11 protein-coding genes are annotated in these 15,760 nt (G+C 73.1%); 4 read left to right on the top strand and 7 right to left on the bottom strand.

The window, feature by feature from the left end; genetic code table 11:
• Positions 1-43: 43 nt before the first annotated feature.
• The 4 genes from efeU to ACIO9K_RS13215 form a co-directional block, all read right to left on the bottom strand.
• Positions 44-877, bottom strand: a complete 834-nt coding sequence (efeU, locus tag ACIO9K_RS13200; protein ID WP_400329340.1) for an iron uptake transporter permease EfeU — start codon at positions 875-877, stop codon at positions 44-46.
• Positions 878-912: 35 nt separating this feature from the next.
• Positions 913-2,241: an iron uptake transporter deferrochelatase/peroxidase subunit gene (gene efeB, locus ACIO9K_RS13205; protein WP_363626174.1), complete on the bottom strand. Its 1,329-nt coding sequence runs from the start codon at positions 2,239-2,241 to the stop codon at positions 913-915.
• A 107-nt stretch (positions 2,242-2,348) separates the two neighbouring features.
• Positions 2,349-3,497, bottom strand: a complete 1,149-nt coding sequence (gene efeO, locus ACIO9K_RS13210; RefSeq protein WP_363626173.1) for an iron uptake system protein EfeO — start codon at positions 3,495-3,497, stop codon at positions 2,349-2,351.
• A 199-nt stretch (positions 3,498-3,696) separates the two neighbouring features.
• Positions 3,697-4,521: an ATP-binding cassette domain-containing protein gene (locus ACIO9K_RS13215; RefSeq protein ID WP_363589514.1), complete on the bottom strand. Its 825-nt coding sequence runs from the start codon at positions 4,519-4,521 to the stop codon at positions 3,697-3,699.
• Positions 4,522-4,727: 206 nt separating this feature from the next.
• Between ACIO9K_RS13215 and ACIO9K_RS13220 the strand changes: the two genes are divergently transcribed.
• Positions 4,728-5,444: an AMP-binding protein gene (locus ACIO9K_RS13220; protein WP_400329345.1), complete on the top strand. Its 717-nt coding sequence runs from the start codon at positions 4,728-4,730 to the stop codon at positions 5,442-5,444.
• Positions 5,445-5,520: 76 nt separating this feature from the next.
• On the opposite strand, the gene ACIO9K_RS13225 is transcribed toward ACIO9K_RS13220, so the two are convergent.
• Positions 5,521-6,849, bottom strand: a complete 1,329-nt coding sequence (locus tag ACIO9K_RS13225) for a hypothetical protein (RefSeq protein WP_400329348.1) — start codon at positions 6,847-6,849, stop codon at positions 5,521-5,523.
• Positions 6,850-7,058: 209 nt separating this feature from the next.
• Here ACIO9K_RS13225 and ACIO9K_RS13230 point away from each other — a divergent pair, with 209 nt between their 5' ends.
• A complete protein-coding gene (locus tag ACIO9K_RS13230; RefSeq protein ID WP_363589508.1) occupies positions 7,059-8,654 on the top strand; it encodes a M4 family metallopeptidase in 1,596 nt (531 codons plus the stop codon).
• 74 nt (positions 8,655-8,728) lie between these two features.
• Here ACIO9K_RS13230 and ACIO9K_RS13235 read toward each other — a convergent pair whose 3' ends face one another.
• On the bottom strand, positions 8,729-11,761 hold the full coding sequence (locus ACIO9K_RS13235; RefSeq protein ID WP_400329351.1) for an FAD-binding and (Fe-S)-binding domain-containing protein: 3,033 nt from the start codon (positions 11,759-11,761) through the stop codon (positions 8,729-8,731).
• Positions 11,762-11,798: 37 nt separating this feature from the next.
• The gene (locus ACIO9K_RS13240) at positions 11,799-12,965 is read right to left on the bottom strand and encodes a pyridoxal-phosphate-dependent aminotransferase family protein (protein WP_400329354.1); all 1,167 of its coding nucleotides are present in this window, start codon (positions 12,963-12,965) and stop codon (positions 11,799-11,801) included.
• Positions 12,966-13,063: 98 nt separating this feature from the next.
• On the opposite strand from ACIO9K_RS13240, the gene ACIO9K_RS13245 reads away from it, so the two are divergent.
• A complete protein-coding gene (locus tag ACIO9K_RS13245; RefSeq protein WP_400329357.1) occupies positions 13,064-13,810 on the top strand; it encodes an IclR family transcriptional regulator in 747 nt (248 codons plus the stop codon).
• 233 nt (positions 13,811-14,043) lie between these two features.
• Entirely contained in the window at positions 14,044-15,639 is a 1,596-nt protein-coding gene (locus ACIO9K_RS13250) for an L-lactate permease (protein WP_363626157.1), read from the top strand.
• Positions 15,640-15,760 lie beyond the last annotated feature (121 nt).

Below are 15,760 nucleotides of genomic sequence, written 5' to 3' on the forward strand. Positions count from 1 at the left end.
GCGGGGTGCCGGACGGGGCGGGGCGGTTCGCCGAACGGAGGGGTCAGGCGGCCGACTTGGCGGCGACGGGCTTCGCCTTGCCGCCGAACAGGCCGAAGAACACGGCGAGGGTCGGCACCAGGTAGAGCAGCCAGACCACGAGCTGCAGCACGGTCGGGTCCGGCTGGAAGTTGAACACGCCCTTGAGCAGGGTGCCGTACCAGCTGTCCTTGGGAATGGTGCTGCTGATGTCGAAGGCCACGCTGTGCAGGCCCGGCAGCCAGCCGGCCTCCTGGAGGTCGTGCACGCCGTAGGCGAGCACGCCGGCCGCGACGACCACCAGCATCGCGCCGGTCCAGGTGAAGAACTTGGCCAGGTTGATCTTCAGCGCGCCGCGGTAGAACAGCCAGCCGAGCACCACCGAGGTGAGCAGGCCGAGGGCGGCGCCGATCAGCGGGTTGTAGCCGTCGTTGGTGGCCTGCACCGCCGACCAGATGAACAGCGCGGTCTCCAGGCCCTCGCGGCCGACCGCCAGGAAGCAGGTGACCACCAGGGCCGTGGTGCCCATGGCGATGGCCGCGTCCAGCTTGCCGTGCAGTTCGGTCTTCAGGTGCCGGGCGGTGCGGCGCATCCAGAACACCATCCAGGTGACCAGCCCGACCGAGATGATCGACAGCGAGCCGCCCAGCGCCTCCTGGGCCTCGAAGGTGAGCTGCGAGGAGCCGAACTGCAGCACGGCGCCGAAGGCCATGCTGAGCACCACGGCGGATGCGACGCCGATCCACACCGGCGGCAGCTTGTCCCTGCGGCCGGTCTTGACCAGGTAGGCGATCAGGATGCAGACGACCAGGCTGGCTTCGAGGCCTTCGCGCAGGCCGATCAGGTAGTTGCCGAACACGGCACTCTCCTCGGGGGGTTGAACGGGGCGGGGGATCAGCCGAAGAGCGCTTGGCCCCACCACTCCCCGGGCTTGCGGACGCCCGCCGGGCAGGCGAAGTGGGCGGAACCGACGTGCTGGATGTACTCGTTGAGCTTGTCGCCGGCCGCGAGCCGCTGCTGGAGCGGCACGAAGGCCTTGCGGGTGTCGCGCTGGTAGGCGAGGAAGAACAGGCCGGCGTCCAGGCGGCCGAGGCCGTCGGTGCCGTCGGTGAAGGAGAAGCCGCGGCGCAGGATCATCAGGCCGTTGTTGGCGTCCGGGTGGGCCAGGGCGACGTGCGAGCCGGCGGGCATCGCCTTGAGGTCCGGCGCGTCGTGCTCCTTGGCCTTGCCGTAGGGGGCGCCCTCGCCCTTGGTGCGGCCGAAGGTGTCCTCCTGGTCCTTGAGCGAGGCGCGGTCCCAGGTCTCGATGTGCATCCGGATCCGCCGGGCGACCAGGTAGGAGCCGCCGGTCATCCACTCGGGGCCGTCGCCGGGGGCGGCCCAGACGTGCTCGGCCAGCCCGGCGCCGTCGGTGCCCGCGATGTTGTGGGTGCCGTCCTTGAAGCCGAGCAGGTTGCGCGGGGTCTGGGCGTCCGGGGTGGTGGAGGAGGTCTTGCCGAAGCCGAGCTGGGACCAGCGGATGTTCACGGTGCCCATGCCGATCCGGGCCAGGTTGCGGATCGCGTGCACGGCGACCTGCGGGTCGTCGGCGCAGGCCTGGACGCAGAGGTCGCCGCCGCTGCGCAGCGGGTCGAGCTTGTCGCCCTTGAAGTTCGGCAGGTCGATCAGGGCCTCGGGGCGCTTGGCGCGGAGGCCGAAGCGGTCGACGCCGTCCTGGTCGAACAGGGTGGGGCCGAAGCCGATGGTGAGGGTGAGCCGGGAGGCGGGCAGGCCGAGGGCCTCGCCGGTGTCGTCCGGCGGCGCCTCGGGCAGGCCGTCGGCGGCGCCGGTGCCGACCTCGCGGCCGCCGGTCATCGCGGCGGCGGCCTTGGTCCACTCCTTGAGCATCTTGACCAGCGACTCGCGGGTCGCCTTCTCGGAGACGTCGAAGGCGGCGAAGTGCAGGCGGTCCTGGACCGGGGTGGCGATGCCGGACTGGTTCTCGCCGTAGAAGGGCACCTCGGCGCCGGTCTGGGCGGCCGCCGCCGGGGCGGGGTCGTCCTGCCGGGTGGCGGCGGCGACCGAGCCGACGGCGGCGGCGCCGAGCGCGACGCCCGCGCCGGCCCAGCCGATCACGGCCCGTCGGCTGACGGCGCCACCGGCGGCGGCCGGGGCGTTCGCGGTGCCCTCGGGGTCCGCGGGGTTCTCGGTGCCCTTGGCGTTCTCGGCGTTCTCGGCGTCCATCGGCGGGCGGATCCTTCTCTGTGCTGACTCGCCGATGCCGTGGCGGCCGCTTCGGGCCGCCACGGCGTCGGTGGGGTGGGGACGGTGCTCGGGTGGGACCGCGGTCGTTACTTGACGACCACGGCGGCGGCCAGCTTCGACAGCGGCTCGCCCAGCGAGTTGACCGCGTCGGAGAAGGTCTTGCGCTCGGCCTCGGTGACCTTGTCGTAGGAGGTGAAGGTGCCGTCGGCCTGCTTGTACTTGGCGAGCAGGGCCTGGATCGCGGTGAACTCGGAGTCCAGGGTCTTGGCCAGCTCCGGGTCCTTCTCGGCGGCGACCGGCTTCAGCAGCTCGTAGGCCTTCTGCGCGCCCTCGACGTTGGCCTGGAAGTCGGCCAGGTCGGTGTGGCTGTAGCGGTCCTCCTCGCCGGTGATCTTGTTGGTGGCGACCTCGTCCAGCAGCTCCTTGGCGCCGTTGGCCATGCTGGTCGCGGTGATCTCGGCCTCGGGGATCTTCTTCTGCCAGTCCTTGAGGTCGTTGACCAGCTGGTCGGCGAGCTTCTTCTCGTCGTCGCCGATCTTGGCGTCGGCCCAGAGCGACTTCTCCAGCTTGTGCCAGCCGGTCCACTCCTGGCCGGCCTCCAGCTTGTCCTCGCGGGTGTCGGTCTTGGGGTCGACGTCGCCGAAGCTCTCGGCGACCGGCTCGGTGCGCTCCCAGCCGGTGCGCGACGGCGCGTACAGCGACTTGGCCTTCTCCACGTCGCCGGCCTTGATCGCGGCGGCGAAGGCCTCGACGGCCGGGATGGTGGCGTCGGCCTGCTGCTGGGCGTACGTGCGGTACGCGTCGACGGCGGCGGTCAGGCGCGGGTCGGCGGCGGCGGCACTGGCGCCCTCGCCGGTCACGGTGATCTTCTGGCGGATGCCGTCGCCGACCATGCCGGGCTTGCAGGCGATCTCGTAGGAGCCGGCCTTGATCTCGGCGTTGATGGTGGCCTTGGTGCCGGGGCCGATGTTCTCGCGCTCGGTGACGATCTTGTCGCCGGCGCCGTAGACGTAGACCTCGGTGGTCTTGGCGCCCTTGTTGCTGATGTCCAGGACGACGTGGCCGGCCGGGAAGCTGGTCTTGGAGACCTCGCAGGCGGTGTCGGTCGCGTTGATCTTGACCGCGTCCGCGCCGCCCGCCTTGTCGTCCTTCTTCGCCGCACAGCCCGCCAGGGTGGCGGTCGCCACGGCGAGGGTGAGCAGCGCGGCTGCGGTGGAACGGCGACGGGCGGACATGCGGGCTCCAACGGAAAAGGGCATGGGTGTGCCAGGGCGGGGCAGGGCTGAGCACCGGTGGGGGCGTCGAACCAGCGACAACCCCGCCTTAGCTAAGGCATACCTTACGTAAAAACTTTTTTACGTCCATACCCGCCCCCGTCGGAAGCGGGCCGACCGCCCAGCCCGCCCCGCCTGCCCACGCCCCGACCGGGACCCGTCAGCGCCCCGGCGTACGCCGCGCGGCCGCCCGGGCCGTCCATCGGCCCTCGTGCCGGCTGATCCGGATCGGGTGGCCGAAGGTCACGCTGATCAGCTCGGTGGTCATCACCTCGTCCACCGGCCCGGCCGCCACGCACTCCCCGTCCCGCAGCAGCAGGGCGTGGGTGGTGCTCTCCGGCAGTTCCTCCAGGTGGTGGGTGACCAGCACACTGGCCAGCTCCGGGTGCTGGTGGCGCAGCAGGTCCAGACTGTCCAGCAGCAGCTCGCGGGCGGTCAGGTCCAGCCCGGTGGCGGGCTCGTCGAGCAGCAGCAGGCGGGGGCTCGGCATCAGCGCGCGGGCGATCAGGGCCCGGCCGCGCTCGCCCTGGGACAGGGTGGTCCACGCCGACTCGGCGATCGCGCCCATGCCGAGCGTCTCGATCAGCTGCTCGGCCCGCTCCAGCACCTCGGGGCCGGGCTTGCGGTGCAACTCCGGCTCGATGGTGTTGGTGTGCCCGGTGAGCACCACCTCGCGCACGCTCAGCGGCGAGCGCAGCGGGTGCCGGGGGTTGACGTGCCCGAGGTGGGCGCGCAGCTCGCGGATGTCCACCCGGCCGAGCCGGCGGCCGAGCACGTCCACCTCGCCCCGGGTGGGGTGGGAGACCGCGCCGAGCAGGGCGAGCAGGGTCGACTTCCCGGCGCCGTTGGGGCCGAGCAGCGCCCAGTGCTCGCCCGGCTCGATGGCGAGGGTGATCCCGCGCAGCAGGTGGCGGCCGTCGCGTACGACGTCCACGTCCTGGGTGCGCAGCAGCGGGCCGTCGAAGGACGGGACGGACGAGCTCATGGGGGCGGACCTCCGAGGTGCGGCGCCGGGCAGGGCGCGGGCGAGGCGCCGTACCGGACGGGCCGGCGCCGACCGTCTGCGTGCAGAGTACAACCGTCGCCGCGCGCGGGTCCGGGCCGTCCGAGGAGTGGACGCTCCAGAACCCCGTCGCCCTGCGGGAGTTGGGAGGATGATCTGGGCATTCGGAGGGGACGAGGGGAGCGCCGATGCCGACCGACGGGGGAACGACCGAGGACCGGGCGGCCGACACGCTGCACGGGCTGGTCGAACTGCGGGCCGGGCAGGCACCGCAGGCGGTGGCCGTCAGCTGCGTCGATGCCGAGCTGACGTACGGGGAACTGGACGCGCGGGCCGACGCCCTGGCCCGCCACCTGGCGGCGCGCGGCCTGGCCCCCGGCGGTCGGGCGGCGGTGGCCCTGGGCCGCGGCACGCAGGTGTACGTCGCGCTGCTCGCGGTGCTGAAGGCGGGCGCCGCGTACGTGCCGCTGGAGCCGAGCGCGCCGGACGCGCTGCTGCGGCACGTCCTGACCGACGCCGCCCCGGACCTGGTGGTGACCGAGGAGAGCCACCGGGTGCGGCTCGCCGACGCGGGCCCGGCGCGGATCGTCCGCCTGGACACGGCCGACCTCACCGAAGAGCCGTCCGACCCGCCGGGGTCGCCCACCGGCCCGACGGACCTCGCCTGCGTCCTCTACACCTCGGGCTCCACCGGCCTGCCCACCGGGGCCCTGGTCGAGCACCGCAACCTGCTGTCCACGTACCGGGGTTGGCACGAGGTGTACGGGCTGTCCCCGGCGGACCGGATCCTGCAGACGTCGAGCCTGGAGTTCGACGTCTTCACCGCCGACTGGGTCCGCGCGCTGGGCTCCGGCGCCACCCTGGTGGTCGCCCCGCGCAACCTCACCCTGGACCGCCGGCGGTGACGGCCGCTCGGCGGTGACGGCCTGCGCTGACGGCCTGCGCTGACGACTTGCACTGACGACCTGCGCTGACGGCCGGTCAGCGCAGCGCCTCGAACATCCCGGCCAGCCCGTGGTGCGCGGCCGTGAGCAGCGCCTGCGCGGCGTCCAGCGCCTCGGTGCCCGGCCCGGCGAGAGCGAGGCCGACGGCGGGCTCCGGGTCGTGGCCCGCCGTCGGGATCAGCGGCAGGAGGGTGACGTCGAGCCGGGCGCAGCGCGGCCGCAGCCGGTCGAGGTGGTCGTGCAGCGCGCCCGGGGCGAGCCGGGCGCCGAGCGGCATCGCGTCCAGGGTGCGGACGAGGTGGCCCGGGCCCCGCACCTGGTCGAGGCGGGCCCGCAGCATGAAGGCCACGGCCGGGCCGGTGAGCCGCAGGTTGATCTCGGTGGGGGCGAGCCGGCGCCGCCGGTCGGTGACGAAGTCCACGTCGTACCAGCCTCGGTAGCCCTCGGCGGCCAGCCGCTCCCCCACCGCGAGGGCGAACCGGCGGGCCGTCGCGGCGGCGCCCCGGGGCACCGCGTCGGGGCCGACGGTGACGCCCTGGTAGCGGGTGCCGGCGACGTGCATGTCGCCGGCGCCCACCGGGTGCACGGCTCCGTCGGGGCCGACCAGCGCGTCGTAGGTGAGGTCGCGCAGCCGGGCGGCCGGGCCCGGGTCGACGTGCTCCTCCAGCAGCAGGCCGCCCTGGGCGGGCAGGAGTTCGGAGCGGACCAGGCGCCGCAGCAGGGCCCGGCCGCCGCCGGCGGCGAACAGGTCGGCCGGCTCCACCACGACGGTGCCGTAGCCGCCGACGCCGTGCGGGCTCTTCAGCACGGTGGTCAGCCCCCGGGCGGCGCGGGCGGTCAGCCGGCGGGCCGCCCGGCCCCGGCCGCCCGGGCGTTCCTGCCGGGGGACGACGACGCCCGGGTGGTCGGGGGCGAGTTCGACGAACAGGTCGTGGGCCGCCGCCTTGGACTCGTAGCGGTGCACCGCGGCCAGTTCGGGGCCCTCGCCCTGGGCGGCGGTGCGGCCCCAGGTGACCACCGGCCGGCCGAGGGCGGCGATCCGCGCGGCCAGGGCCGGCCGTTCGGCGAGCGCCCGGGCGACCGTCCGCTCGGGCGCGACGCCGCCGCGCACCTCGACCGGGCCCCACTCCAGCTCCCGGGCCAGCCAGTCGATCCACTCCGGGCCGACCTCGGCGGGCAGCACCAGCAGTGCCGGTTCGGGGCTGTAGCAGGTGGCCAGGCAGGCGTAGTGGTGTGCCTGCCGCAGCCGTCGGGCGCGCTGGGCGGCGTCCATGCCCGAGGCGAAGAGCTGCTCGCTGAAGTCCGCGACGTTGCCCACGTGGACAGCCGCCCGGCCGCCGGTCCAGGCCCCCACCCATCCGTCCATGGGGGCGAGCCTAGGGCCTCGTCAGGTCATGCGTCATGCGTCGGAACGCGATCGGCCTTATGCGGCACGGGTGTTGATTTCTGCTCACTTTTGATTTGAACAGGACACAACTTGGCAAAGATATGACCATTCCTCTAGCTCTACCTGACTGATCGCCGTCAATGTCGGTCGCAGCTCTTTTCCCTGCAGCTACCCCGACTGGAGTCCGAGTGAGCCCCACCTCCTCCTCCCGCCGCCCCCTCGCGGCCGGAGCCATCGCGGTCGTCGCCGCCCTCGTCGCCGTCGCCGTCCCCACCGGCACGGCCTCCGCCGCCCCCGGCATGCGCGAGGCCGCGATATCCCAGGCCCGCGCCAACGTCACCCACAACGCGGGGGTGTTCGGCTTCGGCGCCGGCCAGGACCTCGTGGTCAAGGACGTCGTCCTCGACGCCGACGGCACCCAGCACGTCCGCTTCGACCGCACCTACCAGGGCCTGCCGGTGGTCGGCGGTGACCTGGTCGTCCACCAGGACGCCCGCGGCCGGCTCAAGGACTCCTCCCGCGCGGCCGCCCACGACGCCGCCGTCGGATCCACCGTCCCGAAGGTGCCCGCGCAGGCCGGCGCCTCCGCCGCGCTCACGGCCGCCCCCGGCGTCCAGGACGCCACCAGCACGCCCGAACTGGTCGTCTGGGCCGCCGACGGCACGCCCCGGCTCGCCTGGCGCACCACCGTCGAGGGCACCGGCGAGCACGGCCAGCCGGCCGGCAAGGTGGTCGTCACCGACGCCACCACCGGCGAGCAGATCGAGACCTACGACGCCGAGCACCAGGCCTCCGGCACCGGCCACTCCGAGTACACCGGCGACATCACGATCGACACCACCGCCCAGAGCGGCGGCGGCTACACCCTCAAGGACTCGGTCCGCGGCCACGTCACCAAGGACGCCAACAACGTCGCGGCGAGCGCGCTCAAGGCCGGCTCCGGCACCGCGTTCACCAGCACCACCAACGTCTGGGGCGACGGGAAGAAGTTCTCCACCGACCGCTCCACCGCCGCCGTCGACGCCCACGCCAACACCGCCTGGACGTACGACTACTACAAGAACACCTTCGGCCGGAACGGCATCAAGAACGACGGCAAGGGCGCCACCGTCTTCGTCCACGTCGGTACCAACTGGGACAACGCCCAGTGGTCCGACAGCTGCTTCTGCATGATGACCGGCGACGGCGACGGCAGCACCGACCCCGAGCAGGTCGACCTCGACACCATGGGCCACGAGATGACCCACGGCGTCACCAGCGCCACCGCCAACCTGCGCTACAGCGGCGAGTCCGGCGGCCTCAACGAGTCCACCAGCGACATCTTCGGCACCATGGTGGAGTGGTACGCCAACAACAAGGTGGACACCCCCGACTACCTGTTCAGCGACCAGTCCACCCCGCCGTGGCTGCGCCGCTTCGACAAGCCCTCGCTCGACGGCCGGTCGGCGGACTGCTGGAGCAGCTCGGTCGGCAAGCTCGACGTGCACAACTCCTCGGGCGTCGGCAACCACTGGTTCTACCTGGCCAGCGAGGGCAGCGGCAGCAAGACCATCAACGGCTACACCTACAACAGCCCCACCTGCAACAACTCCACGGTGGCCGGCATCGGCAACCAGAAGGTCGCCAAGATCTGGTACCGCGCGCTGACCGTCTACATGACCTCCACCACCACCTACAAGGGCGCCCGCACCGCCTCCCTGAGCGCGGCCAAGGACCTGTACGGCCTCAACAGCACCGAGTACAAGGCCGTCGCGGCGGCCTGGAGCGGCGTCAACGTCAACTGACGCGCACGGTCCGGCGCGGCGGCCCAGACGACCTGGACCGCCGCGCCCCCGGACCCCGCGCCCCCGGACCCCGCTCAGCCGGACGGGGCGGGGGCGGTGCCGGTCAGCAGGGCCTCGCGGACGAGTTGGACGGGGTGCCAGGCGTGGCGCTCCGTCCCGTGGAAGATCTGCTGGCGGCAGGACGCGCCGGTGGCGACGATCACGGTGTCCTCGGGTTCGGCGTTGACGGCGGGGAAGAGCCGGTCGTTCCCCACCGTCATGGACACCTCGTAGTGCTCGCTCTCGAAACCGAAGGAGCCCGCCATCCCGCAGCAGCCGGCGTCCAGTTCGACCACCTCGACGCCGGGGATCCGGTTCAGCAGGGCGATGGTGGCGGCCGTACCGACCTCGGCCTTCTGGTGGCAGTGGCCGTGGTAGAGCAGCCGGCGACCGGCCGGCCAGGCCTCGGGGCTCAGGCGGAGGCGTCCGGCGTCGATCGCCTCGGTGAGCAGTTCCTCCACCTGCCGGACCCGGCCCGCGAGATCCTTGACCACCGGGTCGTCCGGGTGCAGGGCCAGGTGTTCGTCCCGCAGCGTCATCAGGCAGGACGGCTCGCAGCCGGTGACCGGTGAGTCCGGGGCCGCCGTGGCGGCGATGGTCCGGGCGAAGTCGGCCGACTGCCGCTTGGCATCGTCCAGCAGTCCCTTGGACAGGCTCGCGCGACCGCAGCAGCCCTGCGCCGCCAGCCGGACCCGCCAGCCGGCCAGTTCCAGCAGTTCGACGGCGGCGCGGCCGATGGCCGGCTCGGTGTAGGTGGTGAAGGAGTCGGCCAGGAAGGTCACCTCACCGAGGGGGGCCGTCGGGGCCGCGCCCTCGTGCTGCCGGAACCACCGCAGCAGGTTGTCCCGCGCGAAGGCCGGCAGCGGCCTGGCAGCGGTGATCCCCAACCTCCGTTCCAGCAGTCGGCGGACGAGCCGGCTGCGCCCCGGGAGGTTGGAGAGCGGCGCGGTGGCCGAGCCGAGCCGGTTGAGCAGGCGGATGGCGCCGAACACCCGGGATCTGAGCGGCACCCCGTGCAGGTCGTGGTGGTGGGAGAGAGTCTCGGCCTTGAGCGTGGCCATGTCGACGCCGAGCGGGCACTCGCTCTTGCACGCCTTGCACATCAGGCAGAGGTCGAGGATCCCGTGCAGGCGCTCGTCTCCCAGCGCCTGCCGGGGGTCCGGCTCGGAGAGCGCCTTCACCAGGGCGTTGGCGCGGCCGCGGGTGGAGTGCTCCTCCTCCCGGGTGGCCATGTAGGAGGGGCACATCGTGCCGGTGGCGCTCTTGCGGCACAGCCCGATGTTCATGCACCGGTCGGCCGCCCCGCGCATGCCGCCGAGGACCTCGAAGGCGAGCCGGGTGCGCAGTTCGGGCGCGGGCGGCAGGGCACGGTCCCGCAGGTGGTCCGTCATGGCGGGGGCGTCGACGATCTTGCCGGGATTGAAGAGGTTCCGGGGGTCGAAGAGCCGCTTCGTACCGCGCATCGCCTCGTAGAGGTCCCGCCCGAAGAGCAGCGGATTGAACTCGCTGCGGGCCAGGCCGTCGCCGTGCTCGCTGGAGTTGACGCCGCCGTACTCGGTGACCAGGTCCCGGATCTCCTCCGCGACCGCCCGCATGGTCGTCACCTGGGCGGGATCGGTCAGGTCCACGAAGGGGCGGATGTGCAGGCAGCCGACCGAGCAGTGCCCGTAGAAGCCGGCCGCCAGGCCGTGCCGGTCCAGCACCTCCTGGAAGCGGCGGGTGTAGTCGGCGAGGTGGACCGGGTCGACGGCGGTGTCCTCGACGAAGGCGAGCGGGCGGCGGGTGCCCTCGCCGGCGGCCATCAGCAGGCCCAGGCCGGCCGAGCGGACCTTGAGCAGGGCCTCCTGCTGCTTCGCGGTCACCGCGTGCAGGGTGTGGTAGCCGTGGCCGTGCCGGGCCCACCGGGCGGTGAGCCGCTGGAGCCGGCCGCGCAGTTCGCCCTCGTCGTCCCCGCTGAAGCTGACGAACAGCAGCGCCCCGGGATCGCCCGCCAGGATGCCGCCGAGCGGGGCGTACTCGATCTTCCGCCGGGAGAGTTCGAGGATCGTCCGGTCCATCAGCTCCACCGCGGCGGGTTCGCAGGCGAGGGCGTCCGCGGTCGCGTCGACGGCCCCGGCGACGGAGGTGAAGTGGCCGACGGCGATGACCGTGTGCGCGGGCCTGGGCACCAGGTCGACCAGGGCCCTGGTGGCGATGACGAGGGTGCCCTCCGAGCCGACGACGAACTTCGCGAGGTCGAAGGGGGCGTCCACCGCGCCCACCGCGCCCTCCGCGCCCTCGGCGCCCTCGCGGACGAGCCGTTCCAGGCGGTACCCGCCGGAGCGGCGCCAGAACTCCGGTGTTCCCTCGGCGATGGCCCGGGCGTTGGCCCGGACGATCCGCGGGAGTTCGCGGTAGACGGCGCCTTCGAGGGTCGGCAGGACGGCCCGGCGGCGGTGCTCCGCCGCGTCGACCGGGGCGAGGTGGGCCCGACTGGCGTCGGAGAGCACGACGTCGAGCTCCCGGACGTGGTCGATGGTCATCCCGTGGCGCAGCGACCCGCTGCCGCCCGAGTTGTTGCCGATCATGCCACCGATGGTGGCCCGGTTGGCGGTGGAGGTGTCGGGGCCGAACACCAGGCCCGACGGCGCCGCCGCGCGGTTCAGTTGGGCCTGGACGACGCCGGGTTCCACCAGGGCGGTGCGGGCCTCGGGGTCCAGTTCCACGATGCGGTTCAGGTGGCGGGACAGGTCCAGGACCAGCCCGGGCCCCACGGTCTGCCCCGCCAGGCTGGTGCCCGCGCCGCGCGGCACCAGCGGTACGCCGTGTTCGGCCGCCGCGGCGACCGCGGCCTGGACGTCGTCGGCGTGCCGGGGCAGGACCACGCCGACCGGGGTGATCGCGTACATGCTCGCGTCCCGGGAGTACAGGTGCCGGGTGTAGTCGTCGAAGCGGACCTCGCCGTCGAGGTCGCGGCGGAGCCGGTGCTCCAGCGCGCGGGTGTCGCCGTGGCGGGTGCCGCTCTCGGGTCGGGCGGCGCGCTCGGGGCCGCGGCCGGCCGTCGAGGCGTCGGAACTGCTCGCTGTCATGTCCGGTTGACTCCTGTGTCTGGGGGTGCCGGGGCGTTCACGGGCGGCGGAGCACGTCGAGCGCCGCACCGAGGCCGGCCGGGTCGATCGGCACCCCGGCGAGTTCCAGGCCCAGCTGCACCCCGGCGAGGGTGCCGACGAGGGTCAGGTCGTTGAGGTGGCCGAGGTGGCCGATCCGGAAGACCCGGCCGGCGAGCCTGCCCAGACCGGCGCCGAGCGACATGTCGAAGCGCTCCAGGACGAGTTCGCGGAACCGGTCGGCGTCGTGGCCCTCGGGCAGCAGGACCGCGGTGAGCGAGCCGGAGTACTCGCGTTCGTCCGCGCACAGGACCTCCAGGCCCCAGCCGTGGACGGCGGCCCGGGTGGCGGCGGCGTGCCGGGCGTGCCGGGCGTGGACGTTGTCGTGGCCCTCGGCGTCGAGGATCCGCAGGGCCTCGTCCAGGCCGTAGAGCAGGTTGATGGCGGGGGTGTAGGGGAAGGTGCCGCTCCGGTTCGCCTCGATGACCGGCGCCCAGCTCCAGAACGACTTGGGCAGCCCTGCGGTGCGCGAGGCGACCAGCGCCTTGCGGCTGACCGCGTTGAACCCCAGCCCGGGCGGCAGCATCAGGCCCTTCTGCGAGCCGGACACCGTGACGTCGACGCCCCACTCGTCGTGGCGGTAGTCGAGGCAGCCGAGCGAGGACACCGCGTCGACCAGCAGCAGCGCCGGGTGGCCCGCCTCGTCCAGGGCCCGGCGCAGTTCCGCGATCCGGCTGGTCACGCCGGTGGAGGTCTCGTTGTGGACGACGCACACCGCCTTGATCGTCCGGTCTGCGTCCTCGGCGAGTCGCTGCGCGAGCACCTCGGGATCGGCACCGTGGCGCCAGTCCCCGGGGACCAGGTCCACCTGGAGGCCGAGGGCCTGGGCCATCTCCCGCCAGAGCGCGGCGAACTGTCCGGTCTCGAAGCAGAGCACCCGGTCGCCGGGGCTGAGGGTGTTGACCAGGGCGGCCTCCCAGGCGCCGGTCCCCGAGGCGGGGTAGATCACGACCGGGCCCGAGGTGCCGAACACCGGCCCGATCGACTTGAGCAGACGCAGCGTCAGTGCCGCGAACTCGGGCCCCCGGTGGTCGGTCGTGGGCGCCGCGATCGCCCGCAGCACGGCGTCGGGGACGTTGGTGGGGCCCGGGATCTGGAGGAAGTGGCGGCCGGTACGGAAGGACATACGCGTCGAACCCCCTTAAGGGTTGTGCCGTCTGACGGCACGTCGTATCGTGGAGCGGCATAGTGGAGCGTAGGCGCCACCTTCGAAGGGGGTCAAGGATGCAGAACGTGCTCAACGCGCTGCGGGTACTGGAGGAGGTCGCCGCGCGCCAGCCGATCGGCGTCGCGGAGCTGGCGCGGGCCATGGACCTACCGAAGAGCTCCGTGCAGCGGGCGCTGCTCACCCTGCACACGGCGGGGTGGCTGCGCCAGGCCGGCGGGGCACCCACCCGGTGGCTGGTCACCGCCAAGGCGCTGCAGGTCGGCCGGCAGGCCACCGGCGAACTGGGCCTGCGCGACGCCGCCGTGCCGGTGATGGAGGAACTGCGCCGGCAGACCGGCGAAACGGTCCACCTGGCCGTGCCGGAGGGCGGCCGGGTGATCCTGGTGGAGCGGCTGGAGACCAGCCAGCCGGTGCGGATCGTCCTTCCGCTCGGGCAGGACCTGCCCGCCCACGCCTCCGCCAACGGCAAGGCGGTGCTCGCCGCGAGCCCCGCCGAGGCGCTGGAGAGCTATCTCGCCGAGGGGCTGGCCCGGTACACCGACGCGACGATCGTCGAACCACGGCGACTGCTGGACGAGCTGGCGGAGGTCCGGCGCCGGGGCTACGCGACCAACAGCGGCGAGTGGCGCTCCGACGTCTCGGCGGTCGCCGCGGCGGTCATCGGGGGCCTCGGGCTGCCGGTAGCGAGCATCAGCGTCAACGTCCCCGCCAGCCGGGCCACCGACGAGTCGCGGGCGGAGCACGGAGCCCTGGTCAACGCGGCGGCGAAGCGGCTCGGCGTCGTGCTCGGAGCGCGCGGGTGACGGCGAACTCAGCCTCCCCGAAGCCTTTTTGACGGTGCGTCAGGATCGCACTCCCGATCCTGGGCCCGCACCCCGCCCCCTTGACGGCGGTATCGGCGCATCCCATGCTTGGCGCCTGATGGAACTCGGGTTCCATGATGCGAAAACGTGCGTGCGCCGATCGTCCGTACCCGGGTGGATCGAGCGTTCTCGCCGTCGCGGTCATCGCCGACTGGAGAAAGCGAGACCCACCCGTGTATCGCCAAGTCCCAGACCCGCTCGGACACCCCGCTCTCGCCGCCCTGCTCGCGGCGACCCCCCTCCTCGTCCTCCTGGTCCTGCTCGGCCTGGTGCGACTGAAGTCGCACTGGGCCGCCCTCGCCGGGCTCGCCACCGCCTTCCTGATCGCCACCGCCGGCTACGGCATGCCGCTCGGCCAGGCCGCCGACGGCGCACTGGAGGGAGCCGCCTTCGGACTGTTCCCGATCGTGTGGATCATCCTCGGCGCGGTGTGGATCAACCGCCTCCAACGCGCCTCCGGACACTTCGACGTCATCGGAAGGACCTTCTCGTCCCTCTCCGGCGACGTCCGGATCCAGGCCGTGCTGATCGCCTTCTGCTTCGGGGCGATGATCGAGTCCCTCTCGGGATTCGGCACCCCCATCGCGGTCACCTCGCTCATCCTGCTCGGCCTGGGACTGGACCCCCTGAAGGCCGCCGCCGTCGCGGCCTTCGCCAACACGGCGCCGGCGGCCTTCGGTTCGGTGGGCAACCCGATCCAGACCCTGGCCAAGGTCACCTCCCTCCCCGGGGCCGACCTCGGCGCCATGGTCGGCCGCCAGTCCGCCGTCATCGCGGCCCTGGTGCCGTTCGTCCTGCTGCTCCTCCTCGACGGACGCCGGGGGCTCCGGGAGGTGTGGCCGGTGGCCCTGGCCGCCGGAACCGGCTTCGCCGTCGGCCAGTTCCTCTGCTCGAACTACCTCACCTACCAACTCACCGACCTGGTGGCCTCGCTCACCTCGCTCGCCTCGGTCATCGTGCTGCTCAGGATCCGGGCGCGACGGCACGGCCCCGCCGCCGAAACGGGGCCCCGCGTGGAGCGCGCCCCCCGCCGGGACACCCTGCTGGCCTTCCTCCCCTACGCGATCATCACCGCGCTGTTCGCCCTGGTGTCCTACGGCGGGCCCGTCGCCGGCTTCGTGAAGGACCAGGACGTCGCCTTCCCCTGGCCCGGCCTCCACGTGACCAGTCCGAGCGGCCGACCCGTGGCGGTCACCACCTTCGACTTCGGCTGGCTCGGCGCGGCCGGGACCCTGCTCCTCGCCACCGGCGTCCTGACCGCGCTCATCCTGCGGGTGCCGGTACGGCGGGCACTGCGCTGTTACCTGGACGCGCTGCACCAGATCCGCTGGGCGGCCCTGACCATCGCCTGCGTCCTCGCCCTCTCCTACCTGATGAACCTCTCCGGGATGGCCGTCTCCATCGGCACCTGGCTGGCGGGCCTCGGCGGTGCCTTCGCCCTGTTCTCCGGCTTCACCGGCTGGTTCGGCGTGGCCCTCACCGGATCCGACACCTCCTCCAACGCGCTCTTCGGTGCGATGCAGGTCTCCGCCGCCCAGCACATCGGACTGTCCCCCCTCCTGGCCGCCGCGACCACCAGCACCGGCGGTGTCCAGGGCAAGGCCGTCGCGATGCAGAACCTGGTCATCGCCGCCAGCGCGGTCGGGACGTACGGGCGGGAGGGCGAGGTCCTCCGCAAGATCATCGGCTGGAGCCTGACCGTCCTGGCCGTCCTCTGCCTCCTCGCCTGGCTCCAGTCCACCCCGGTGCTCGGCTGGATGGTGCCGTGAACGAGTCGCCGCCGCGCCGACCGGGCCGGTCGGCGCGGCGGCCCGGCTCGGCGGATCGGCCCGGCTCGGGGGATCGGCCCGGCTCGGGGGATCGGCCCGGCTCGGGGGTCAGCCCAGGCCG

It is taken from the genome of Kitasatospora sp. NPDC087271 (assembly GCF_044744605.1).
Classification (GTDB): domain Bacteria; phylum Actinomycetota; class Actinomycetes; order Streptomycetales; family Streptomycetaceae; genus Kitasatospora.